We start from the raw sequence: 23,707 nt of genomic DNA, 5'->3' as shown, positions 1-23,707 counted from the left end.
ACAGACAGTCAGCGCTTTTGCTGCCTCTCCGAACCGATGGCCACCACCGGGCCCTGCTTTGGTCAGTCAGCAGAGACGGGCAGGCTCCGTACTCCCCGCACCCCCGGCGAACCAGGCCGGGCCTCGAGCGGTGCGAGAACGGGGGTGATTATGCGGGAGATTTCGAGGGTGGGGATAAGGTGCAGATCATTTTCGCCGCCCGACGGCTCAGCTGGCGGTTTCCAGTTGGGCCTGGAGCTGCGCGATCGCTGCCGACAGATTGCGGTAGCCGATGGCGATACGGCCGATGACGAAGACCATGGTGGTGAAGACGAGGCCGCATATCAGTCGGTAGCCCAGCGTCAGGCTGGAAAAGAGAATATTCGACGGATTGTTCTCGAAAGCGGAGAGCCGCAATCCGAACACCTCGAAGACATCGCTCAGCCCGCCGCGCAGGGCCTGGTCGAGGACGAAAACGCTCAATTGATAGACCGATTGCGTATCGGCCCGGGCCGGTTCCCCGTCGAGCAGAAGAACCGCTTCATCGGGGATAAACCAGGGTTGGAAGAAGGCGATCACACCCAGAAGAAGGCCTGGCAAGCCAATGCCGATAACCATCAGTCCGGCCGAGCGCATGGCGATCGTCTGCACGACCGAGTTCGCATATTGCTGGAATTTCGTGATGTTGCGTCGGATGGTCCTGGCCCGTCTCGCCCGGGGGCCGCGTTGCTGCTTCAGGAGATGGGCTTCGTCGAAATCGCGCACAATGCCGAGAACGGCCCAGATCAGGGCCAGAATTCCGACCAGCGCCAGACCGATCCCGGCCCAGCTCAGCCAGTAAAGTGTCGTATGCGAGGTTGCCCACGCCGCCACGCTGTCGATGACCGATGCGATCACAAGGCCCTCCCCCGGAGCTTGCAGTCCGTCCCTGCGACCATTTTAGCGCGGCCTGCGAAAAAGTTAACAGGCGGAGCGGATGTCGCGAATACGGTATTAGGCCGGAAGCATGGACTTCGCGCGCGCATAGCCCCACATAAGCCCCGACCCCGCGCAGCCACTGCCTCGACGATTGCCCTTGCGGCACTTGTCGGTTAAGTGCTGCGCCCCTGAGTTTCCCTCGCGACGAAGAGAAAAATCGCCCCATGGCCGCTTATCAATACGTCTACCATATGGACAAGCTGTCCAAGACCTATCCGGGTGCCAACAAGCCGGTCTTCCAGGACATTTCCCTGCACTTCCTGCCCGACGCGAAGATCGGCGTCGTCGGTGTGAACGGCGCGGGCAAGTCGACCCTGCTGAAGATCATGGCCGGCATGGATAAAGACTTCACCGGCGAGGCCTGGGCCGAAAAAGGCGTGAAGGTCGGCTATCTGCCGCAGGAGCCGCAGCTCGACGAGAGCAAGACGGTCTGGGAGAACGTCATTGAAGGCTCCGAGCTGAAGACGCTTGTCGACGAATTCAATGCCGTCTCCATGAAGCTCGCCGAGGATTATTCCGACGAGCTGATGGCCGAGATGACCGAGCTGCAGGAAAAGATCGATGCAGCCGATGCCTGGGATATCGACTCCAAGATCGAGATGGCGATGACAGCCCTGCGCTGTCCGCCGGCCGACTGGGGCGTAGCCGAGCTGTCGGGCGGCGAGCGCCGCCGCGTGGCCCTGTGCCGCCTGCTGCTGTCCGAGCCGCACATGCTGCTGCTCGACGAACCGACCAACCACCTCGACGCGGAAAGCGTGCAGTGGCTCCAGCATTATCTGGAAGAGTTCAAGGGCGCCGTACTGGTCGTGACCCACGACCGTTACTTCCTCGACTCGATCACGACCTGGACGCTGGAACTCGATCGCGGCCGCGGCGTACCCTATGAGGGCGGCTATTCGGCCTGGCTCGAGCAGAAGGCCAAGCGCATGGCCCAGGAGGAGCGCGAAGCCAGCTCCAAGGACAAGGCGCTCAAGCGCGAGCTGGAATGGATCCGCTCCTCGCCCAAGGCGCGCCAGGCCAAGTCGAAGGCGCGTATCAAGTCCTATGACGAACTGCGCGAGTCCGCCGAAAAGCGGGAAATCAACGTCGCCCAGATCAATATCCCGCCGGGCCCGCGCCTGGGCGGTGTCGTGGTCGAAGCGGAGAACCTGAAGAAGGGCTTCGAGGACAAGCTTCTCATCGACGGTCTCTCCTTCAAGCTGCCGCCGGGCGGCGTGGTCGGCGTGATCGGTCCGAACGGTGCCGGCAAGTCCACCCTGTTCAAGATGATCACCGGCCAGGACACGCCGGATGAGGGCTCGATCCGTCTCGGCGAGACCGTGAAGCTCTCCTATGTCGATCAGTCGCGCGACGCGCTCGATCCGAACAAGACCGTCTGGGAGGAAATTTCCGGCGGAAACGACATGATCAATCTGGGCGGCAAGGAAGTGCCGAGCCGGGCCTATGTCGGCGCCTTCAACTTCAAGGGCGGCAATCAGCAGAAGAAAGTCGGTCTTCTCTCCGGCGGTGAGCGCAATCGCGTCCACCTCGCCAAGACGCTGCAGACCGGCGGCAACCTCCTCCTGCTCGACGAACCGACCAACGATCTGGACGTGGAAACCCTCGCGGCACTGGAACAGGCGCTCGAGAACTATCCCGGCTGTGCCGTGGTGATCTCGCACGACCGTTTCTTCCTCGACCGCCTGGCCACGCACATCCTCGCCTTCGAGGGCGACAGCCATGTCGAATGGTTCGAAGGTAATTTCGAGGACTATATCGAAGACAAGAAGCGCCGCCTCGGCGCCGATGCCGACATGCCCAAGCGCATCAAGTTCCAGAAGTTCGCGCGGTAAGGCGGGCGATCTTCAGCGATCCGATCAAGGCGTCCGGCTCCGGCCGGGCGCCTTTTTCATGCCGTTTGACCGGGCAGCGCCCGCCACGATACATCTTGTAGTGGAATGAGGCGGTCGAGACGGGACGCGATTGATGTGGTTTTTGAAAAAACTCCTGCCCGTGCTTGGTGTCGGCTTTGTCTGCCTGACGGTCATTGCCCATTTGGCGGGGCGTGAAGAAGCATGGGCTGGCTGGGTCGCCATTGCTTGCGTCGCGTTCTATGTGCTTTTCGGCTTTTCGGTGATGCAGCAGCCTTACCGCATGCGCCCAAAGAGGCGGCGCCGGTATTAGATCCGCTTCGCGCTGAACGGCTCGGCGTCGAAGGGCGGAGCGTCGCCGTCCACCAGGTCGGCGAGGAGGGCGCCCGAGCCCATGGCCTGGGTCCAGCCGAGATGGCCGTGGCCGGTATTGAGCCAGAGGCCGGGAATGCGCGTCGCGCCGATGAAGGGGCGGCCGTCCGCGCTCATCGGGCGGAAGCCGGTCCAGGCCTCCTCGCCGCGGGCCAGCAGCTCGTCGGCGATGGCCGGGTAGAGGGCGCGCAAGAGGCGTTTGAGATTGTCGATCCGCTCGGTCCGCAGCGTCCGGTCGAGGCCGGCGAACTCGGCCGTTCCGGCGATGCGCAGGCGCTCGCCCAGCGGCGTGATGATCGCGTGCAGGCTCTCGTCGACGACGGGAAGTCCCGGACGCTGGTCGAGGCCGGACATGTCCAGGGTCAGCGAATAGCCCTTCACGGGGCGGACCGGCAGGTGCAGGCCGAGCGGGGCGAGCAGGCGGCGCGACATATAGCCGGTCGCGAGCACGACCTGGTCGACCTCGATCTCCTCGGATTCAGTGCGCACGCCGGCGATGCGGCCGGCGCGGTCGATCAGGCTGTGGACGTGCGAATTCCATTCGAAATTGACGCCGGCCTCCGCCGCTTTCTCCGCCAGGGCGATGGTGAAGCGGCGGGCATCGCCGGACTCGTCGTCCGGATAGTAGATGGCGCCCGCGAGCTTGTCGGCGATGCCCGCCAGCATGGGTTCCCGCTCAAGGGTGGCGGCGCGGTCGAGCACCTCGAAACGCAGGCCGTGACCGGCCAGCATCTCGCCGGTCGCGGCACGAGTTTCCAGCGCCTCCGCATCGCGGCAGATCTTCAGCGTGCCGTGGCTGAGACTGTCATAGTCGAGACCCAGCGTTTCGCGCGCACCTGCGGTGAGATCGCGGCTGTACCGGGCGAGGTCGAAATTGGCGCGGCAGGCTGCCTCATAGCGGCGGCGCGTGGAGTTGCGCAAAAAACGCAGTCCCCAGAAGGCCAGTCCCGGGAGTGGTGCCAGGCGCAGCTTCATGGCCGAATGCGGGTCGGGCAGGGAGCGCAGCAGCTCCCAGTGCACGCCGGGCGCATTCCAGGGTTCCGGCTCGGACGGGGTCAGCGCGCCGGCATTGGCATAGCTGGTCTCCTCGGCGGGACCGGCATGGGCATCGAGCACGGTGACGCTGTGGCCGCGCTGGTTCAGCGCCCAGGCCGCACAAACGCCGGCCAGCCCGGCTCCGACAATGATGATTTCCTGGTTCGCCACGGCGTACTCCGGGAATCCGATCTACATGCACCGGTTTGAACTTCGCGGGGATGCAGATAAAAGCAAGGGATATTGCACACTTCCCCGGCACGGATTTCATGGAAACTCTCGTCGCACAGCTCAAGGCCCTCGCCGAACCCACGCGCCTGCGCGTGGTGGCGCTGCTGTCGCGGGGTGAGCTGACAGTGTCCGAGCTGGTGCAGATCCTCGGGCAGAGCCAGCCGCGGGTAAGCCGCCACCTCAAACTGCTCACCGATGCAGGACTCGCCGAGCGTCTGCCGGAAGGGGCCTATGTCTTCTACCGTCTGACCGATGCGGGCGGCGGCCGCCGACTGGCGCAGATGGCCAATGATCTCGTGCCCGAGGACGATCCCGTCCTGACGCGCGACATATCCCGCCTCGACGCGATCAAGCAGACGCGCGCAGAGGCCGCCCAGTCCTATTTCGAGAGCGTTGCCGAAGACTGGGACCGAATTCGCAGCCTGCACCTCTCCGACAGCGAGGTGGAAGCCGAGATGCGCCGCATGGCCGGCGAGGGACCCTTCAGGCTGATGATCGATGTCGGCGTCGGTACGGGGCGCGTGCTGGAACTCTTCTCCGATCGCGTCGAGCGCGGTATCGGCGTGGATATCAACCATTCCATGCTCAATGTGGCCCGGCTGAACCTGCAGCGGGCAGGCCTGCGGCACTGTTCCGTTCGGCATGCCGATGTCGGAGCGCTGCCGTTCGAGAATGCGGTCGCCGATCTGGTGACGGTGCACCAGGTTCTCCACTATCTCGAGGACCCGGCCCTGGCCGTCGACGAATGCGCCCGCGTGCTGCGTCCCGGCGGCAACCTCCTGATCGTCGATTTCGCGCCGCACCAGCTGGAGACGCTGCGCGAGGATCATTATCACCGCCGCCTCGGATTTTCCGACGACGAGATGCGCGACTGGATCGAGCGCGCCGGACTGGAGCTGGTCGAGCAGGTCTCGCTGCATCCGGAAGACCCGGCCGGACAGCTCACCATGAAGATCTGGGTGGCGCACAAGCGCTGACCGATTCGCCTCTCCCGCGAATCCGCTGTTTCGCCTCAGACGCGAAGGTTAACATGCGCTCGTCTTGCAAGGGGGGCAGACATGAAAAATGCGTTGAATCTTGGAAGTATCGCCATTCTGGCGGCGATCGGTATCGGAGCCTGGATGGCCGGGAAGGCCGATGACACGGCTCCGGCGGAGGACCCGGCACCGGTCGAGGATGTAATGGAGAATTCCGCCGAGGCGGACGATACGGGCATGGAGGCTGGCGACGGCGATGCCATGTCCGGCGAGGGCGAGGCCGGCGACGCGGCCGAGGGGGAGATGGAAGACGCGGCCGGGGCCGACGCAACGGGTGAGGCCGGATCGGCCGTCTATTCCGTAACCGGGACCCAGCCGGGCTATTTCATCGCCGCGGCGCCGGTCGCCCTCAATGGCGTGATGTTCGAGACCGTCCAGGTCACGCCGCCCAGCCCGGAGTGCGACGAGCCGGCCTCGATCTTTCTGCGGGCCATGGACACCAATGACGTGATCGGTACGTCCGATGAAGGCGATGTCTATCAGGGCTATGCGATGGATATCGACAGCTACGCGGTGACGCCGGACGGCGTCTCTATCCTCGCCTCGCATCCCGAACTCGGCTCGATCTCGATCGAAGGGGATTACGAGGCGGCGGCCCTGGCCGGCTGGCAAGGCGGCGCCGATGCCGTCGATACGCTTTTCACCGCCGATGTGACGGTGAACGGGGACAGCGTCAGCGACGTCGATTTCGGCTTCTGGATCGGCGACTGACGGATACCGGGCAGCGGGAAGCTGAGCGCTTCCCGCTTGCCTTTTTCCCGGTTTGAGTGCTTGCATCCGGCCATAACGGCAGGGATTGCAAAGGCATGACTCCCAGTTCCAAGGACAAGGTCCGCGACGACGAGCGCGGCGGTGCGCCGTCCATGATCGTCGGCTGGCGCGAATGGGTCGAACTGCCCGATCTGGGCAAGTTCCGGGTCAAGGCGAAGATCGATACCGGTGCGCGCAGCTCGGCGATCCATGCCTGGAAGATCAAGCCATTCACCCGCGACGGCCAGGTCTGGGTGAGTTTCGAGCTTCACCCCAACCAGGACGACAACAAGACCCGCGTCGCCTGCGAGGCGCCTGTGGTGGACAGCCGCGGCGTGAAAAGTTCGAACGGCGAAATCCAGCAGCGCTACGTCATCTCGACCCATCTGCGGATCGGGGCCTATCAGTGGCCAATCGAGTTGACCTTGACGCGCCGGGATGAAATGGGGTTCCGCATGCTGATTGGCCGGACCGCGCTCAAGCCGGGCGCGCTCGTCAATCCGGCCCGTTCCTTCCTCGTTCCGCCGGTGGTTTAGCCGCCCCGGTTTTCCTGCTACTCAATTGAGCTTGCCGCCCGGAGAGACGACATGCGCCTGCTTATGCTCGCCCGCAACAAGAACCTCTATTCCCATCAGAGGCTTGTGGAGGCCGCGGAAGCGCGCGGTCACGATATCGATATCTACGACACGCTGCGCATCTACATGAATATCGCGTCGCATCGGCCGGAAGTGCGATACCAGGGCCAGGCGATCGAGGGCATCGATGCGGTCATTCCGCGGATCGGAGCCTCCATCACCGGCTATGGCATGGCCGTGGTGCGTCAATTCGAGATGATGGGCGTGTGGGCGATGAACGAATCCGTCGCCATCGGCCGTTCGCGCGACAAGCTGCGTTCGCTGCAATTGCTGGCGCGCGCCGGTCTGGGCCTGCCCGTGACGGCCTTCGCGCACGACACGTCCATGACGGACGACGTGCTCGACATTGCGGGCGGCGAACCGGTCGTGATCAAGCTGCTGGAGGGGACGCAGGGAGTCGGCGTCGTGCTGGCCGAAACGCGGCGCTCCGCGAAATCGGTGATCGAGGCCTTCCGGACCGCGAAAGTGGATATCCTCGTGCAGGAATTCATCAAGGAAGCCGGCGGTGCCGATATCCGCACCATCGTGGTCGGCGGCAAGGTGGTCGCGGCCATGAAGCGCCAGGGAGCGGCCGGTGATTTCCGCTCCAACCTGCATCGCGGCGGCAGTGCCTCCAAGATCAAGCTGACCCCGGAAGAACGTTCGACGGCGGTTCGCGCCGCCAAGGTGATGGGGCTGAACGTGGCCGGTGTGGACATGCTTCGTGCCAATCATGGCCCGGTCATCATGGAAGTGAATTCCTCGCCGGGTCTCGAAGGCATCGAGAATGCGACGGGCGTCGACGTGGCCGACAAGATCATCGACTTCGTCGAGAAGACCGCCGTTCACGGGAAGACCCGTACGAAAGGCAAGGGATGAGCCGGTCCGCCTTCCATATCGGAGGGCGCACAGTTGCGCCGGGCACGGATGCCATCATCGACATCCCGGTTTCCGTCCTGTCCGATCACACGCCGATGTCGCTGTCGGTGCACGTCATTCACGGCAAGCGGGAAGGCCCGACCGTGTTTGTCTCGGCGGCGATCCATGGCGACGAGATCATCGGCGTCGAGATTATCCGCCGGCTGATCCGTACGCCGCAAATGCGCGCGATCGCGGGTACGCTGATCTGCGTGCCGGTGGTGAACGCCTTCGGCTTCATCTCCCATTCGCGCTATCTGCCCGACCGGCGCGATCTCAATCGCGCCTTTCCCGGCGCGCCGACCGGCTCGCTGGCGGCCAGGCTGGCCCATCTCTTCATGACCGAGGTGGTGGATCGCTGCGAAGCGGGGATCGACCTCCATTCGGCGGCGCAGAACCGCACCAATCTGCCGCAGATCCGCGTCGACACGAATGTGCCCGACGCGCTGGAACTGGCCGAGGTATTCGGCGCCCCCGTCATCGTCCATTCCGCCCTTCGGGACGGGTCGCTTCGGGAGGCCGCGCATTCCCACGGCAAGCCCGTCATCGTCTATGAGAGCGGCGAGGCGCTGCGCTTCGACGAGACAGCGCTCCGGCTGGGCGTGAAGGGGATACTTCGCGTGCTCGGCCGGCTCGGAATGATCCGATCGGACAAGCGCCTCAAGGCCAGTCTGACCTCTGAAATCGGCAAGAAGAGCAGCTGGGTCCGCGCGCCCATGGGCGGGGTGTTCCGCATGCACCGCGATATCGGCGAGCATGTCTACGAGCACGATCTGATCGGCACGCTCTCCGACCCGCTGGGGACGAAGGAAGTCGAGGTTTTGGCGCCGAATACGGGGCTGATCATCGGCCGGACCATGCTCCCCATCGTCAATGAGGGCGATGCCGTCTTCCACATCGCGGAAATCCTCAAACGCCGCAATGAAGAGCCGATGGCCCTGCTCACCGAAGCACTGGGCAATGACCCGCTCTTCGACGAGGACGAGATCATCTAGCCCCCGCCATAGCCCCCGCCGCCCGGCGTGGAGATTTCCACGGCGTCGCCCGGTTCCACATCGATACGGAAGAGGCCCGGCAGGTCCTCGACACCGCCATTGGCGCGGATCACGCGCTGCTGGCCGGGCAGGGCGTCTCCGCCACCGGCGAGGCCGAAGGGGTTTTCCCGCCGCCGCGAGGAAAGAAGGGCAACTTCCATCGCTTCCAGGAAGCGGAGCTGGCGCATGGAGCCGTCTCCGCCTGGCCAGCGCCCGCGTCCGCCGGAACCCGCCCGGATGCGGTGATGATCGACGCGCACCGGATAGCGCGCTTCCATGACTTCCGGGTCGGTCATGCGGGAATTGGTCATATGGGTATGGATGGCGGAGGTGCCGGCGAAGCCGTGGCCTTCCGCGTCCAGACCGGCGCCGGCACCGCCGCAGATCGTTTCGTAATACTGGTGGCGGTCATTGCCGAAGGTGAGATTGTTCATCGTGCCCTGGGCGGCCGCCAGCCGGCCCGTCGCGCCGAACAGCGCGTCGACGACGAGCTGGCTGGTCTCCACATTGCCCGCGACGACGGCGGCTGGCGGTCGCGGATTGAGCAGGCATCCTTCAGGGATGATCAGCTCGATCGGCTTGAGACAGCCTTCATTGAGCGGAATGGCATCGCCGACGAGGCAGCGGAAGACATAGAGCACGGCAGCCCGGGCGACCGAGGCGGGCGCGTTGAAATTGCTCGGCCGCTGCGGCGAGGTGCCGGTGAAGTCGACGAGCGCCGTGCGCGCTTCGCGGTCGACGCTGATGGCGACCCGGATCTCAGCACCGTCATCGAGACGGACGGTGTGATGCCCGTCCTCGAGCGCATCGATGACCCGCCTCACGGAGCGTTCCGCATTGTCCTGGACATGGCCCATATAGGCCTTCACGACGTCGAGACCGTTATCGGCGACCAGGCGGTGGAGCTCGTCCGCGCCACGGGCGCAGGCTGCGAGCTGGGCCTTGAGGTCGGCGATATTCTGGTCCGGCTTGCGCGCTGGCCAGGGACCGGAGGCGAGAATCTCCCGAACCGTATCCGCGAGGAAACGGCCGTCCCGCATCACCAGTATATTGGCGAACTGGACGCCTTCCTCCTCGATCGTGGTCGAGAAGGGCGGCATGGAACCGGGTGCGATACCGCCGACATCGGCGTGGTGGCCGCGCGCGGCGACATAGAAGAGGCGCTCGCCCCCCTCGGGGTCGTGGACCGGTGTGACGATGGTGATGTCAGGCAGGTGCGTGCCGCCATCATAGGGCGCATTGACCGCGACGGCGTCGCCGGGACCGAGATTGGGATGCGCGGCTGCTGCGGCGCGCACGCTGGCGGACATCGAACCGAGGTGAACCGGCATGTGCGGTGCGTTGGCGACGAGGCCCCCTTCCGCATCGAATACCGCGCAGGAGAAATCGAGGCGCTCCTTGATATTGACCGAGTGCGCCGTGCGCTCGAGGGCAACGCCCATCTGCTCGGCGACTGACATGAAGCGCTTGTTGAAGAGTTCCAGGCGGATCGGATCGAGGCTCGTATCGGCGGTCTGCGTCTGCGTGCGGGCCGTGCTGGTCAGGCGCAACATGCCGTCGGCCAGCCGCTCGGCGCGCCAGCCAATGTCCAGCACGATGGTGGAATTGGGATCCATGACCAGGGCCGGGCCGTCCACGGCATCGCCCGCGCCGAAACGCTCGATGGGATAGACCGGCACGTCGTGCCAGGCACCCTTGTCGTACATGCGGGCTGTTGCGGCCGCGTCCGGCGTACCGCAGGGCTCGGGCATGTCGACCGTCCAGCCGCGCGCACCGGGCGGATCGATCTCCGCATCGACGGAGACCGACTCGATGAGGAGCGGCGCTTCGGGGCGGAAGCCGAAGAGCCGCGCATGGGCGGCCTCGAAGGCCGGGACCATGCTGTCGCGATCGCCCGCGGGGACCGGAATGCTGGTGTCTGAGCCGGTGACGCGTAGGCGCCACTCCGTGCGCACACGCGTATCGCTGGTGTCGAGACCCTGTGCCGCGAGCGCATCGCGGGCTTCGCGGGCCAGCGCGCTCGCCGTGTCCGAGGCTTTCGAAAAACCTTCGTCCAGCGGCAGTTCGACCGCTCCGATCCGGGTTTCGCGAATCTCGGCCAGGCCGATCCCGAGCGCCGAGAGCAGACCGCCATAGGGATGTACGAGCACCGAGCTCATGCCGAGCGTCGCCGCGACCTTGCAGGCATGCTGGGCGCCGGCCCCGCCGAAGGCCGCGAGCGCATAGGCGGACGGGTTCACCCCCTGGGCGATGGAAATCTGCTTGATGGCCTGGGCCATGCTTTCGATGGCGACGGCGAGGAAGCCTTCCGCCGCCTCTTCGGGGCTGTCGAGCCCCATCGCCTCGGCGAGCGTGCCGAGCGCCTTGCGGCTCGCCTCGACATCAAGCGGCCGATCCCCGGTCTCGCCGAATACGCGCGGGAACCAGTCCGGCTGGATCCGGCCCAGCACGATATTGGCATCCGTCACGGCAGCCGGGCCGCCGCGTCCGTAGCCGGCGGGGCCCGGCATGGCGCCGGCGCTCTCCGGTCCGACGCGGGCGCGCTCGCCGTCGAAGGCGAGCAGCGAGCCGCCGCCGGCAGCGACCGTGTGCACGGCCATCATCGGCGCGCGCAGGCGCTGGCCGGCGACCGTGGTCTCCTGCACACGGTCATAGGTCTCGCCGTCGAAACGCGACACGTCGGTCGAGGTGCCGCCCATGTCGAAACCGATCACTTTCGGGTGGCCCGCCTGCAGTGCGGTCCTGGCCATGCCGACCACGCCGCCCGCCGGTCCGGAAAGCACGGCGTCGCGGGCATGGAAGGCGCCCGCCGGTGCGAGACCGCCGGAAGACTGCATGAAGTAGAGCGGCGTCCCCTCCAGTCCGGCATCCACACGTCCGACATAGTCGCGCAGGACGGGCGTGAGATAGGCGTCGAGCACCGCCGTGGAGGCGCGCGGGACGATCTTGATCAGGGGGCTGGCCTCGGACGACCGGATAATGGTCTCGAAGCCGGCCTCGCGGGCGAGGGTTTCCAGCCGGCGTTCGTGGCTGTCGTCGGCATAGGCATGCATGAGTGCGATGGCGACGGTATCGATCCCGTCCTTGCGGGCCCCCGCCAGCGCAGCGCGTGCCGCGTCTTCGTCGAGCGGTAAGACGCAGGCGCCGGCGGCGTCGCGGCGCTCCGTAACCTCGATCACGCGCTGATAGAGCGGATCGGGGTGTTTCGGATCGAGGGCGAAAATATCCGGCCGGGTCTGGTCGCCGATCACCAGCAGGTCGGCGAAGCCCTCGGTTACGAGAAAGAGAGTCGGCGCGCCCTTGCGTTCGAGCAGGGCATTGGTCGCGACCGTGGTACCCATTTTTACCGAACCGACGGCCTCGCCTGCGGAGAGGCGGCGTACGCCTTCAGTGGCGGCATCGGGATAGTCCGGGCTCTCCGATAGCAGTTTGAGCGCGTGCAGGCATCCGTCCGGGGCGCGGCCGATCACGTCGGTGAATGTACCGCCCCGGTCGATCCAGAATTCCCACTCGGTTGTTGCACGTTCGGTCATGATCGGTATCCAGACGGCTGTATTGTCGCGGAGGGTAAGCATGGTCTCGCCGCATTCAACAGGCATAAGCTTGTGCACAACTGCTTTGCGGCAAGATGAGCCCTCGCGCCGGGCGCCGCGAATGCCTAAATGAGGTCCCCGAGGGACGACGACGTATGAATTTCTGGCGAAAACTGGCTGACCGGATCCGGGGACGCGACTGCTTCCTGGAATGCGATGGCTGCGACGAGGCAGCCACGCACCGCGTCGACGATGCCGATTTCGCCATGGCGCTGATCGGTCTCGGAGCCAAGATGGCCAAGGCGGATGGCATCGTGTCGCGCAGCGAGATCAAGGCGTTCTACGAGGTCTTCCGGCCACCGCCCGAGGGCCGTGAACCGCTCGACCGGGCGTTCGAGCTGGCCATGCAGACCACGCTGGGCTTTGACGGCTATGCCAAGCGCCTCGCCCGGCGCTTCCGGGCAAACCCGGCTATCCTGGAAGACGTGCTCGACGGGCTCTTCCATGTCGCCAAGGCGGACGGAATGGTCACGCCGGACGAGATGCGCTTCCTCGAGACGGTCGCCGATATCTTCGGCTTCTCGCGCCGCGAGTTCCGCCGTATCCGTACGGCGCACGTGACGTCCGACGAGGACGATCCCTACGTCATTCTCGGTATCGAGTCGGATATATCCGATGCGGATCTCAAACGGGCCTATCGGCGCATCGCCTCGCAGAATCACCCGGATCGCCTGATCGCTCGCGGTGCGCCGGCGGAAATCCAGCGCCTCGCCGACGAAAAAATGGCTGCGATCAATATCGCTTACAGCCAGATTCTCCACGAACGCGCTCATGTCGCAGGCGCGCCCAATTGACCTTTGGCACAGGAATGCCAACATGTAGCTGGCGGGGGCGAGACTGGATAGGACATGATGACTGACGCCCGAAATGCCGAGAACAGCCTGTTTTCCAAGCGCGCGAGCCGCATTGTTCGCGACGTGCTGGCAGCGCTTATCGCGCTCGCCTTCATCGGGCTGGTGATCTTCCTGGCAGCGATCATGACCGCCGCCTTCCTGGTCGTGGCGGGCATTGCCCTCCTGGCCGGGGGCGTCTACTGGCTCTGGCGCAAGCTGCGCGGCGGACGTGGCAGCAGCGAGGGGCCGGAAATCCTCGTCGCGACCCGCGGACCGGATGGCTGGACCGTCGACGGAATGGGCCCGTCAGGGCGTTGACGCGTCGCTGAGCCGGCCGCAGGCATACAATGCGCACATAATCGTGACTTCACGATGCGAAGGACGCGGCTAGTCTGGCGATCGATACAGACCCGTCCGCGTGCGAGGGCAAGCAAGCGTGATCCGCAGCATTCTTCTGACCATCACCGTAACCATCCCGCTTCTGCTGGTCGGGTGTGTGAGCATGGCTCTGCCCAAGGTCTCGGCGCGGCTCGACGAGGCGCCGGCGCGACCGGTGCTGGCAAGCCGCGCGCTGACCCGCGAGAGCTGGGAAGCGAGCCGCGACGAGCTGCGCCGGCAATTCGCCGACGAAGTCTACGGCCCCTGGCCGGAGCATGGCCCGGCTCGGATCGTCTCGCACGAAGTGATCGATACGGCCGCTTTCGACGGCGCCGGTACGATCGAACAGTATGCGTTGAGCCTGGCCGGGCGGGACACCCATCTCGTCACGGTCCGGCCCAATGGCGCCGCGGGGCCGCTGCCGGTCGTGGTGCTGCAGATGTTCTGCGGCAACAGAGCGGTCTTCGATGGCCGCGAGGAGATCGCAGGGCCCGTTACCCCCTACGCGCCGAGCTGTGGTGGCGGTTGGGAGGGTATGACGGTCAAGATGATTTTCGGTCGGCATATCATGTCGCCGCCAATCGCCCGTATTCTCGAGCACGGCTATGCGCTCGCCTTTATCTATCCCGGCGATATCGTCCCGGACACTTCGCGCGCCGCCCCTGATGCGCTCGCGCAGCTGATGCCGGAGGCTGACGGCGAGGCCGGCGCCATCGCGGCCTGGGCCTGGGTCTACAGCCAGGCCATCGGCGTGCTCGAACGCGACGACCGCTACGACCGGGAGCGCATGGCCGTCTGGGGGCATTCCCGCAATGGCAAGTCGGCCCTGCTTGCCGCGGCCTTCGATCAGCGCATCGACCTCGTCATCGCTCACCAGGCGGGTACGGGCGGAACCACGCTGACGCGCAGCTATGCGGGGGAGAGCGTAGCCCAGATCACCAACGCCTATTCCTACTGGTTCTCGCCCGCCTATGCCGCCTATGCCGGTCATGAAGATGCGATCCCGGTCGACCAGCATCAGCTCATCGCCCTGATGGCGCCGCGCCCCTTGCTGATCGGCGGGGCCTGGCGCGATCAATGGTCAGACCCGGAAGGCAGTTTCCGGGCCGCCGAGGGAGCCAATCCGGTCTACGCGCTCTACGGATCAGAAGGGTTGCGCCAGGCGGGCCTGGACGATTTCGACCCCGACGCCGACATCGCACTCTTCATGCGGCGCGGTCTGCATGGCGTGACGGCGGTGGACTGGGGGCGCTTTCTGGAGTTTCTCGACGCTCATTTCGCTGCGGATTAGGGCGATGCAAGTCTGGCGCTTGCTCCGCCGGGCGGCGCGGTCCAAGAAGGTGGAATGCGTCTGCCCGATCTTCTCGCCCTGCTCGGTGTCTGCATCGTCTGGGGGCTCAACTTCATCGTCGCCAAATTCGCCGTAACCGGCGCGCCCGGCTGGGTGCCCGGCTTCGAAGGCGTGCCGCCGATCTTCTTCGCCTTCCTGCGCTTCGCGGCGCTCTATGCCGTGCTGGCACCCTGGCTGCGTCCGCGGCCCGTCGACATGACCCGCATGTTCTGGGTCGCCATGTCGATGGGGGCGGTTCATTTCGGACTGATCTTCATGGGGCTTCAATGGGCGACGCCGTCCGGTATGGCCATCGCCCTGCAGATGGGCGTCCCCTTCGCCACCGTGCTCTCTGTCATCTTCCTCAAGGAACGGCTCGGCGTGCCGCGGATCATGGGCATACTGCTCGCGCTCGGGGGCGTGCTGCTCGTCGTCGCCAACCCCACCAGTACGGACATGTCCATCGGTCTGCTCTTCGGACTCGGAGCGGCCTTCATGGGCGCGGTCGGGATGATCCTGGTCAAGCGTCTGCCGCTCGACTCCATCCATATGCAGGCCTGGATCGGGCTCCTGTCCTGGCCGCCGCTCCTCCTGCTCTCGCTGGTCATGGAGCGCGACCAGCTGCAATCCGCCCTCGACGGGAACTGGCTCTTCCTGCTCGCGCTGATCTTTACCGTCGTCGTCGTGAACATCTACGGACACGGAACCTTCTACCGGCTGATCCAGCGCTATGACGCGACCATGATCGCGCCGATCACGCTTCTGGCCCCGCTGGTCGGCGTCATCGGCGGCATTCTGGTCATGGGGGACCCCTATGGCTGGCGCCTCTTCGTGGGTGGCGGCCTGACTCTCGTCGGCGTCGGCATCATCGCCCTGCGTCAGAACCGGAAACTGCCCAATGCGGCGCTCTCGCGGGAGAAAGCCCTGTGAGCCTCGATATCCGTGCCCTGCCGTCTCCGAACTTCAACGACCGCAAGACGCCCGTCTCGCTCATCCTGCTCCACTATACCGGCATGGAGACCGGCGCCGCCGCCATCGAGCGTCTTTGCGATCCGGAGGCGTCGGTCAGTGCGCATTACGTCGTCGAAGAGGCCGGGCGCGTTCTTCAGCTTGTCGGCGAGGACAAGCGGGCCTGGCATGCCGGGGTGAGCTATTGGCGCGGCGAACGCGATATCAATTCGGCCTCGATCGGTATCGAGATCGTCAATGGCGGTCACGAGTTCGGCTTGCCGAATTTTCCGGATGCCCAAATCGGGGCCGTCATGGAGCTGGTCGGCGCGGTCATGGGACGGCATGGGATTTCGCCTGCGGGCGTGATCGGCCATTCCGACGTGGCGCCGGGACGCAAGGAGGATCCGGGCGAGAAATTTCCCTGGCAACGCCTTGCGGATGCCGGGCTTGCGCTGGCGCTTCCCGATGCTCCGGGCCGAGCTGGAGCGCCAGAAACCCTGCTGGCCGGGATCGGCTATGATCCCGATGCCGGGCTGAAGGCTGTCCTGGAGGCCTTCCAGCGCCGCTGGCGTCCGGCCCGGGTAGACGGGCATCTCGACGACGAGACCCGCGATCTGATTGCCCGCGTGGCATCGGCTGCTTGACCGGAGCGACCGCATCCCCGACATAGAGCCCGATCAGGCGGCTGGACGGTCGCGGCAGCAAGGCTGGAAACGGCGCTGTCGAGGAAAGTCCGGGCTCCACGGAGACAAGGTGCCGGATAGCGTCCGGCGGGGGTGACCCCAGGGAAAGCGCAGCAGAGAGCAGACCGCCGGACCCTCGGGTCCGGTAAGGGTGAAAGGGTGCGGTAAGAGCGCACCGCCCCGACCGCAAGGAAGGGGGCACGGCAAGCCCCACCTGGAGCAAGACCGAATAGGGATGAGCGTGGCTTCGGCCGCACATGCGTCTCCGCATGTCATCCGGGTAGGTCGCACCAGGCCGGTCGCAAGACCGGCCGCAGATGAATGATCGTCACGCCACGGCCCTCCGGGACGCGGTGGACAGAACCCGGCTTACAGGCCGCCTGATCCTCTTTTCCGACACAGACGTTAACGGCCTCGTCGGGCCGATGTGCCGTTTGTTCCTTTAAGGAAACAATCCGTGTCTTTTGTTATGAGCGCCGGTTTTTCGAGCCGTGCGGCGCTGCCCCCTGTGGAAATTAACTTAATGTTCCACTTCTGTTCTTGTTTTTGGGGCTGTCGAATACTTGGGAAGGCGCGTTAATCCATGAAAAACGAACCTTTCGTCATTGTTTCCCACGTTGTCCCATGTTATCCCATAATTAACCAAGTGGGCCGGATGCGGGCAGGGGAGCCTCGGGCGTGTTTCTATCGACCACCAATAACGGCGTTGACGCCAAGGGACGGGTTTCCGTCCCGGCGGACTTCCGTGCCGTTGTTCGAGGTGGTCCCTTCGACGGCATCATCGTCTGGCCCTCCTTCGACGGTCCGTATCTGGAAGGTGGCGGGCAGGCCTTGCTCGAGCGCTACCAGGCCCTGATCGAGGACATGGATCCCTATGACGAGGCGCGCGTCGCTTTCGAGCGCGCCATTTTCGGTGCCGCCCGGCCGCTCAGCTTCGACAGCAATGGCCGCGTCACCCTGCCCAAGGAATTCATCGAGCATGCCGGTCTCGACAGCCGTGCGACCTTCGTGGGTCTCGGCTCGCGCTTCGAGATCTGGTCGCCGGAACGCTATGAAGAGCACAAGTCGAGCGCCCAGAGCTATGCCCGCGAAAACAAGCGGTCGCTGCGCCTGACGCCGAAGCCGGGAGGCGCGTCATGAGCGAGGCGCCCCACATCCCCGTCATGCTGGACGAGGTCCTGCACGCGCTCGAGCCGCGTGACGGCGCCCTCTATATTGACGGCACATTCGGAGCGGGCGGCTATTCGCGCGGTATACTCTCGGCTGCCGATTGCCGCCTGATCGGGATCGATCGCGATCCGTCCGTGCGTCCGGCTGCCGAGCATCTCAAACAGGCCGCCCCGCAGCGCTTCGTCTTCGTCGAAGCGCCCTTCTCGGCCATGGAAGAGGTCGTTCGCGGCAATGGCGGCGAGACGGTCGACGGCATCGTGCTCGATATCGGTGTCTCCTCCATGCAGATCGACCAGGCGGAGCGTGGCTTTTCCTTCATGAAGCCCGGTCCGCTGGACATGCGCATGGCCGCAGACGGCCCGAGCGCGGCCGATGCGGTGAACCTGCTCAAGGAGCAGGAGCTTGCGGACATATTTTATGTCTACGGCGAAGAGCGTCGTTCTCGCCGCGTCGCGAAGTTCATCTGCGAGGCCCGCCAGGAGGCCCCGATCGGGACGACAGATCGTCTCGCGGAAATCGTCACCCGCGCAATTGGCGGAAAACATTCGAAAATTCATCCCGCGACGCGCGTCTTCCAGGCGTTGCGGATTTTCGTGAATGACGAGCTCGGTGAACTGGCTCGCGCGCTGGAGGCTTCGGAGCGCCTGCTGGCGCCGCTCGGGCGGCTCGTCGTGGTTACCTTCCATTCATTGGAGGATCGCATGGTTAAGGCATTCCTGCGGGCCCGTTCCGGGTTGGCGGGAGGCGGCGGATCGCGTTACGCGCCCGCCGTCGAGTCCGGACCGGCGCCGAGTTTCCGGCTTCTGCACCGTAAGGCCATAACGGCCGGCGAAGCCGAGACCGCCGTCAATCCCCGTGCCCGCTCCGCCAAGTTGCGGGCCGCCATTCGTACCGAAGCGCCAGCCTGGGAAGAGGGTGTCGCGCTTCATGAAGGTGTTGTGTCGCTTGCCCGCCTGGAGGCCGCGCTATGATCCGCACGCTCAATGCGATCGCGTTCATCGTCGCCGCGGCTCTGGCAGTGGCGCTCTACATCGCCAAGGCCGAGGCGCGCAGCTCCGAGGAGCGGCTGGAAGCGCTGCAGGCGCAACTGGCCGAGGAACGTCGTCAGATCAATGTGCTCAATGTCGAGATCGCTCACCTGGAAGACCCGGAACGCCTGCGCGCCCTCGCACGGCGCTATCTCGGTTTCGAGCCGCTCGATCCCTCTCGGGAGCTGGCAATGAGCGATCTTCCCCTGCTCGCCGACCCGGCCGAGCCCACGGATACGATCCGGCGGGATGGACGTTTCGTCCGCCAGGACATTCCGGAGAACGGCTCCCCCATGGCTGAGCCCGTCAGGACCGGAGGGCCGGACTGATGCGACTCTGGCCGTTCCGAAAACAGGTATCGGCCGAAACCCGGAATGTGGCCTTGCCGCCCCTGGCGGAAGCCGCGCCGGCAGACATGTCGCGCCTGCTCCGCATCGAAAGCGACGAAACACGGGCCCTGGATGCGGCCCGTTCGCGCTTGCGGATCGTGGGGCTGAGCCTTGGCGTCTGTTTCGCCATTCTCGGTGCGCGCGCGATCGAGGTGGCCTTTACCGGCAGCGCCGACGCGGCCCCGGTGCAGCGCCAGGTCGCTGCGCATGAAATCCGCGGCGATCTCTTCGATCGGACCGGACAGGTCCTCGCAACCACTTTGCAGACCCACTCGCTCTACGCCGACCCAACCCTGGTCTGGGATCCGCGCGAGACCGCCGAAGCGCTCGCGACCGTATTGCCGGACATCGATATCGATGCGGTGACCGAAGATCTTGGAACGCGTCGCCGTTTCGTCTGGATCCAGCGCAATCTGACGCCGCGCCAGCGCCAGGCCGTTTTCTCTCTGGGGCTGCCCGGTCTCGGTTTTCGCATGGAGCCGCGCCGCGTCTATCCGCGCGGACGTCTCGCCTCGCATGTGGTCGGTTATACCGATCGCGACATGGTCGGTCTGGCCGGGGCCGAGCGTGCCTTCGACACGGCGCTTACCTCGGGCGACGGACGCCCGGTCGCGCTCTCGATCGACATGTCGGTGCAGTTCCATCTTGATGAAGTGCTGCGCTCGACCATGGCGGCGTTCCAGGCCGACGCCGCCTCCGGCGTCGTGATGAATGTCCGTACCGGCGAAATCCTCGGCATGGTCTCCCTGCCGGATTTCGACCCGAACCGGCCGGCCGATGCCAGCCCGTCCGAACGCCTGAACCGCTCCGCCCAATCGGTCTACGAGATGGGCTCGACCTTCAAGGCATTCACGGTCGCGATGGCGCTCGAGACCGGAACGGCAACGCTGGAAAGCGGCTACGATGCGTCGGAGCCGCTCCGTATCGGCGGCTATACGATCAATGATTATCACGCCGAGGATCGCTGGCTGACCCTGTCGGAGATTTTCACCCACTCGTCCAATATCGGCTCCAGCCGTATCGCACTGGAAGTGGGATCGGACCGCCAGCGCGGCTTCCTCGGCGATCTGCGCCTTCTGGAGCGTGCGCCGATCGAGCTGACCGAAAGCGCCGACCCGCTTCTACCGCGGCAATGGGGGCCGACCGAAACGGCGACCATTTCCTATGGGCATGGCATTGCCGTGAGCCCGATCGCGACGGTCGCGGCCTTTGCGGCCATCGCCAATAACGGCGTCTACGTGCCGCCGACCCTGCTGCCGGTCGCGGCCGACGAGACGGTGGTCGGCGAACGCGTCATGAGTGCCGAGGCGGCGCACGACGTCCTCACCCTGATGCGCGAGAACGTCGTCGACGGGACAGGCGGCAATGCGGAAGCCATCGGCTATCGTGTGGCCGGCAAGACGGGTACGGCGGAGAAGCCGACACGCGGCGGCTATGACCGCGATCGCCTTATTTCTTCCTTCTCGGCGGTGTTTCCCTATGACGATCCGCAGTATGCGCTGCTGGTGCTGCTCGACGAACCGCAAGGGAATGAATCGACCTATGGCTATGCCACGGGCGGATGGACGGCTGCACCGGCCGTCGGGGAAATCATTTCCCGCATTGCGCCCATTCTGGGCGTCGAGCGTGATGACGACGACCAGGGAGAGCGGGCCGCGCTGGTCCGTGCAGCCTTGATGCCGGAGATGATCCCGTGACCCTTGCCGACCTTCTCGATCTGGACACAGCCTTCCCCGGCGCGGCCGATCTCGAGGTGAAGGGGCTGACGCTCGACAGCCGCAAGGTCGAGCCTGGCTATATCTTCGCAGCCTTGCCCGGCGTAAAGGTTCACGGTCGCGATTTTGCGCGCAAGGCCGAACAGGCCGGCGCCGTCGCGATGATCAGCGATGCGGCTATTCCGGACGTGACCGTCCCGGTCGTCGTCAGCCATCAGCCGGCAGCGCTTCTCGCGCGTATGGCCGGGCGCTTCTATCCGCGTCAGCCCGAGCACATCGTCGCCATCACCGGCACCAATGGCAAAAGCTCCACCGTCGAATTTCTGCGCCAGATCTGGGCCGCAGCCGGTCATGAGGCGGCCTGCCTCGGCACGCTCGGCGTGACGCGCGGCGACCAAGTCGAGACGACATGCTATACGACGCCGGATGCGGTAGCCCTGCAGCGCGCGCTCGACGCACTGGCCCGCGATGGTGTGACCCATCTCGCCATGGAAGCCTCCAGTCACGGGCTCAAGCAGCATCGCATGGATGCGGCCCGGGTGAGGGTGGGAGCCTTCACCAATCTGACCCAGGACCACCTCGATTATCACCCCGATTTCGCCGATTACTTCGCATCCAAAGAATTGCTCTTTTCCGACCGCTTCCCGCAGATGGAGAGGGCGGTCATCAATGTCGATAGCGAGTGGGGGCGGAAAATGGCAGCGACGGCGCAAAAGCGCGGTCTCGCCGTCATCACGGTCGGCTGGCGCGGCGACGATCTGGCCATTCGCGAGATTACACCCCGTCCGGCAAGCCAGGACGTCGTCTTCGCCTGGCGCGGGACGGAGCACCGTCTCGACATTCCGCTGGTCGGCGAATTCCAGATTCTCAATGCGCTGGGCGCAACCGCCATCGCGCTGACCGACGACGTCCCGCTGGATACCGTGCTGGAGACGCTTGGATCGCTGAGCGGCGTGCCGGGACGGTTGGAAAAGATCGGCGAGACCCGCGGCGGCGCACCCGTGCTGGTCGATTACGCGCATACGCCGGACGGTCTCGACAAGCTCCTGCGAGCCGCGCGGCCGCACACCCAGGGCCGGGTCATCGTGATCTTCGGCGCCGGCGGCGACCGGGATCCGTCCAAGCGCCAGAAAATGGGGGCGATCGCGGCCAGCCAGGCCGACCATATCATCGTCACCGACGACAATCCGCGATCCGAAGACCCTGCCGCAATCCGTGCGGCCATCCTGAAAGGGTGCCCGGACGCTGAAGAGATTCCCGACCGCGCCGCGGCGATCCGGGCAGGCGTGGCCATGCTGAAGCCGGGCGACAGCCTGCTTATCGCCGGCAAGGGTCACGAGACCGGCCAGACGGTTGGCGATGTGGTGCACCCCTTCGATGATCGCGAGGAGGGGCGCCGCGCCCTGGCTGACCTGGAGGCGGAAAATGTCTGAGCCGCTCTGGACCGCGAAACAGGCGCTCGCCGCGACCGGCGGCATGCTGCTCGGCGAGACGGACTGGCAGAGTTCGGGCGTCTCGATCGATACGCGTTCGCTGGAGCCGGGCGATCTGTTCGTGGCGCTCAAGGATGTGCGCGACGGGCACGAATTCGCGAAGGCCGCGATGGAGAAGGGGGCGGCTGCCTGTCTCGTTTCCCGCGGCGATCTCGGCGTCGAGCCGGCGCTTCAGGTCAAGGACACGCTCGACGCTTTGCGTGCGCTCGGCACGGCGGCACGCGACCGGTCCGACGCCATTCGCGTCGCGGTCACTGGCAGTGTCGGCAAGACCAGCGTCAAGGAAGCCCTGGCCACCGTCTTCCGTGCTGACGGTCCGGCGCACTGGAGCGTCAAGTCCTACAATAATCACTGGGGCGTGCCGCTGACGCTCTCGCGCATGCCGCGCGAAACGCAGCGTGCGGTGTTCGAACTCGGCATGAACCATGCCGGGGAAATTCGCGACCTGTCTTCGCTGGTCCGTCCCCATGTCGCACTGATCACGCGTATCGCTCCGGCCCATCTGGAACATCTCGGCAGTATCGAGGCGATCGCCGATGCGAAATCCGAGATTTTCGACGGACTCGAGGATGACGGCGTCGCCATCTATCCAGCGGACGATCCGCTCGCGCCGCGCATCGCACAGCACGCGCAGCGCTCCTGCGCGGCCTTCATGCTCGATTTCGGCACTGCGAGGGATGCAGCGATCCGGATCGAGAGTTTCGAGACCGGGCTCGACGGCAGCCGCGGCGTGGTCAACGTGCTCGGCGTGCGGGCGCATTTCCGGCTCGCCGCCTCGGGCGCGCACTGGGCCTGGAATGCAGCTGCCGTGTTCGCCGCGGCCGCCGGAGCCGGGCTGGATGCCGGTGCGGTCGCCGAGGCACTCTCCACTGTCGAGGCCGAGGCCGGCCGCGGGCGTTCGGTGCGTGTCCTGCTGCCCGATGGCGGCGAATTCACCCTGCTCGACGATGCCTATAACGCCAATCCGGTCTCCATGGCTGCAGCCATCGGCGCACTCGGCGCTTCGCAGCCGGGCAAGGGGGGGCGGCGCATCGCCGTCCTCGGCGACATGCTGGAGCTCGGCCCGGAATCCGAGGCGCTGCATGCCGGTCTGGGCGCACCGCTCGAGGAAGCCGGGGTGAATGCCGTTTTTGCCTGCGGGCCGCTGATGCGCAGCCTCTTCGATGCCTTGCCGGATCACCGCCGCGCAGGGTATGCGCAGACATCGGACGAGGGACTGGAAATGCTCAAGGCGGCCATCCGCCCGGGCGATGTCGTTCTCGTCAAAGGCTCCAATGCGTCGGGCCTGCACAAGATTGCCGCGGTACTCGCCGACGGCTCCGCATTCGGACTCACGGAGGCCTGAA

Annotated in this window: 21 protein-coding genes and 1 other RNA gene; 19 read left to right on the top strand and 3 right to left on the bottom strand. The window is 65.5% G+C overall.

Annotated features, from left to right (window positions below; all coding sequences use genetic code 11):
- Nucleotides 1-207: 207 nt before the first annotated feature.
- A complete protein-coding gene (locus AC13HB_RS14780; protein WP_482950546.1) occupies nt 208-876 on the bottom strand; it encodes a hypothetical protein in 669 nt (222 codons plus the stop codon).
- A gap of 245 nt (nt 877-1,121) precedes the next feature.
- Here AC13HB_RS14780 and ettA point away from each other — a divergent pair, with 245 nt between their 5' ends.
- Entirely contained in the window at nt 1,122-2,789 is a 1,668-nt protein-coding gene (gene ettA, locus AC13HB_RS14775; RefSeq protein ID WP_482950545.1) for an energy-dependent translational throttle protein EttA, read from the top strand.
- A gap of 133 nt (nt 2,790-2,922) precedes the next feature.
- Nucleotides 2,923-3,120 (top strand): hypothetical protein, encoded by a 198-nt coding sequence (locus AC13HB_RS14770; protein ID WP_482950544.1) that lies wholly within the window; start codon nt 2,923-2,925, stop codon nt 3,118-3,120.
- Here AC13HB_RS14770 and AC13HB_RS14765 read toward each other — a convergent pair.
- Nucleotides 3,117-4,385, bottom strand: a complete 1,269-nt coding sequence (locus AC13HB_RS14765; protein ID WP_482950543.1) for a D-amino acid dehydrogenase — start codon at nt 4,383-4,385, stop codon at nt 3,117-3,119. The two genes, AC13HB_RS14770 and AC13HB_RS14765, sit on opposite strands and share 4 nt — an antisense overlap.
- 98 nt (nt 4,386-4,483) lie before the next feature.
- Between AC13HB_RS14765 and AC13HB_RS14760 the strand changes: the two genes are divergently transcribed.
- The 5 genes from AC13HB_RS14760 to AC13HB_RS14740 all read left to right on the top strand — a co-directional run bounded on the left by AC13HB_RS14760 (nt 4,484) and on the right by AC13HB_RS14740 (nt 8,759).
- Nucleotides 4,484-5,422, top strand: a complete 939-nt coding sequence (locus AC13HB_RS14760) for an ArsR/SmtB family transcription factor (RefSeq protein ID WP_482950542.1) — start codon at nt 4,484-4,486, stop codon at nt 5,420-5,422.
- 81 nt (nt 5,423-5,503) lie between these two features.
- Entirely contained in the window at nt 5,504-6,193 is a 690-nt protein-coding gene (locus tag AC13HB_RS14755; protein ID WP_482950541.1) for a hypothetical protein, read from the top strand.
- Between the two features lie 95 nt (nt 6,194-6,288).
- Complete coding sequence (locus tag AC13HB_RS14750; RefSeq protein ID WP_482950540.1) at nt 6,289-6,768, top strand: ATP-dependent zinc protease family protein; 480 nt, start codon at nt 6,289-6,291, stop codon at nt 6,766-6,768.
- Between the two features lie 51 nt (nt 6,769-6,819).
- A complete protein-coding gene (gene rimK / locus AC13HB_RS14745) occupies nt 6,820-7,725 on the top strand; it encodes a 30S ribosomal protein S6--L-glutamate ligase (RefSeq protein WP_482950539.1) in 906 nt (301 codons plus the stop codon).
- The gene (locus AC13HB_RS14740) at nt 7,722-8,759 is read left to right on the top strand and encodes a succinylglutamate desuccinylase/aspartoacylase family protein (protein WP_482950538.1); all 1,038 of its coding nucleotides are present in this window, start codon (nt 7,722-7,724) and stop codon (nt 8,757-8,759) included. Before rimK ends, AC13HB_RS14740 begins: the two co-directional genes overlap by 4 nt.
- Here the strand turns inward: AC13HB_RS14740 and AC13HB_RS14735 are convergent.
- The gene (locus AC13HB_RS14735; RefSeq protein WP_482950537.1) at nt 8,756-12,331 is read right to left on the bottom strand and encodes a hydantoinase B/oxoprolinase family protein; all 3,576 of its coding nucleotides are present in this window, start codon (nt 12,329-12,331) and stop codon (nt 8,756-8,758) included. The genes AC13HB_RS14740 and AC13HB_RS14735 overlap by 4 nt on opposite strands.
- A gap of 155 nt (nt 12,332-12,486) precedes the next feature.
- On the opposite strand from AC13HB_RS14735, the gene AC13HB_RS14730 reads away from it, so the two are divergent.
- The 12 genes from AC13HB_RS14730 (at nt 12,487) to AC13HB_RS14675 (ending at nt 23,706) form a co-directional block, all read left to right on the top strand.
- Nucleotides 12,487-13,185 (top strand): TerB family tellurite resistance protein, encoded by a 699-nt coding sequence (locus AC13HB_RS14730; protein ID WP_482950536.1) that lies wholly within the window; start codon nt 12,487-12,489, stop codon nt 13,183-13,185.
- A 57-nt stretch (nt 13,186-13,242) separates the two neighbouring features.
- A complete protein-coding gene (locus tag AC13HB_RS14725) occupies nt 13,243-13,542 on the top strand; it encodes a hypothetical protein (RefSeq protein WP_482950535.1) in 300 nt (99 codons plus the stop codon).
- A gap of 118 nt (nt 13,543-13,660) precedes the next feature.
- A complete protein-coding gene (locus AC13HB_RS14720) occupies nt 13,661-14,893 on the top strand; it encodes a glucuronyl esterase domain-containing protein (protein ID WP_482950534.1) in 1,233 nt (410 codons plus the stop codon).
- Between the two features lie 54 nt (nt 14,894-14,947).
- Nucleotides 14,948-15,862 (top strand): DMT family transporter, encoded by a 915-nt coding sequence (locus AC13HB_RS14715; protein ID WP_482950533.1) that lies wholly within the window; start codon nt 14,948-14,950, stop codon nt 15,860-15,862.
- Nucleotides 15,859-16,527, top strand: a complete 669-nt coding sequence (locus tag AC13HB_RS14710; protein ID WP_482950532.1) for an N-acetylmuramoyl-L-alanine amidase — start codon at nt 15,859-15,861, stop codon at nt 16,525-16,527. Before AC13HB_RS14715 ends, AC13HB_RS14710 begins: the two co-directional genes overlap by 4 nt.
- Before the next feature lie 33 nt (nt 16,528-16,560).
- Nucleotides 16,561-16,954, top strand: an RNA gene (gene rnpB / locus AC13HB_RS14705) — RNase P RNA component class A.
- A gap of 290 nt (nt 16,955-17,244) precedes the next feature.
- On the top strand, nt 17,245-17,706 hold the full coding sequence (locus tag AC13HB_RS14700) for a division/cell wall cluster transcriptional repressor MraZ (RefSeq protein ID WP_482950531.1): 462 nt from the start codon (nt 17,245-17,247) through the stop codon (nt 17,704-17,706).
- Nucleotides 17,703-18,707 carry a 16S rRNA (cytosine(1402)-N(4))-methyltransferase RsmH gene (gene rsmH / locus AC13HB_RS14695; protein WP_482950530.1) on the top strand — a complete coding sequence of 335 codons (1,005 nt, stop codon included), beginning with the start codon at nt 17,703-17,705 and terminating at the stop codon, nt 18,705-18,707. The genes AC13HB_RS14700 and rsmH overlap by 4 nt, the downstream gene beginning before the upstream one ends.
- On the top strand, nt 18,704-19,093 hold the full coding sequence (gene ftsL, locus AC13HB_RS14690) for a cell division protein FtsL (protein ID WP_482950529.1): 390 nt from the start codon (nt 18,704-18,706) through the stop codon (nt 19,091-19,093). The genes rsmH and ftsL overlap by 4 nt, the downstream gene beginning before the upstream one ends.
- Nucleotides 19,093-20,850 (top strand): peptidoglycan D,D-transpeptidase FtsI family protein, encoded by a 1,758-nt coding sequence (locus AC13HB_RS14685; protein ID WP_482950528.1) that lies wholly within the window; start codon nt 19,093-19,095, stop codon nt 20,848-20,850. Before ftsL ends, AC13HB_RS14685 begins: the two co-directional genes overlap by 1 nt.
- Nucleotides 20,847-22,301, top strand: coding sequence for a UDP-N-acetylmuramoyl-L-alanyl-D-glutamate--2,6-diaminopimelate ligase (locus tag AC13HB_RS14680; RefSeq protein ID WP_482950527.1), 1,455 nt, complete (start codon nt 20,847-20,849; stop codon nt 22,299-22,301). Before AC13HB_RS14685 ends, AC13HB_RS14680 begins: the two co-directional genes overlap by 4 nt.
- Complete coding sequence (locus tag AC13HB_RS14675) at nt 22,294-23,706, top strand: UDP-N-acetylmuramoyl-tripeptide--D-alanyl-D-alanine ligase (RefSeq protein ID WP_482950526.1); 1,413 nt, start codon at nt 22,294-22,296, stop codon at nt 23,704-23,706. Before AC13HB_RS14680 ends, AC13HB_RS14675 begins: the two co-directional genes overlap by 8 nt.
- The last annotated feature ends 1 nt before the right edge of the window (nt 23,707 follow it).

The organism is Maricaulis sp. B-26 (assembly GCF_056857855.1).
The sequence above is the reverse complement of the archived record's forward strand: the minus strand, read 5'-3'. Positions and strand labels throughout refer to the sequence as shown.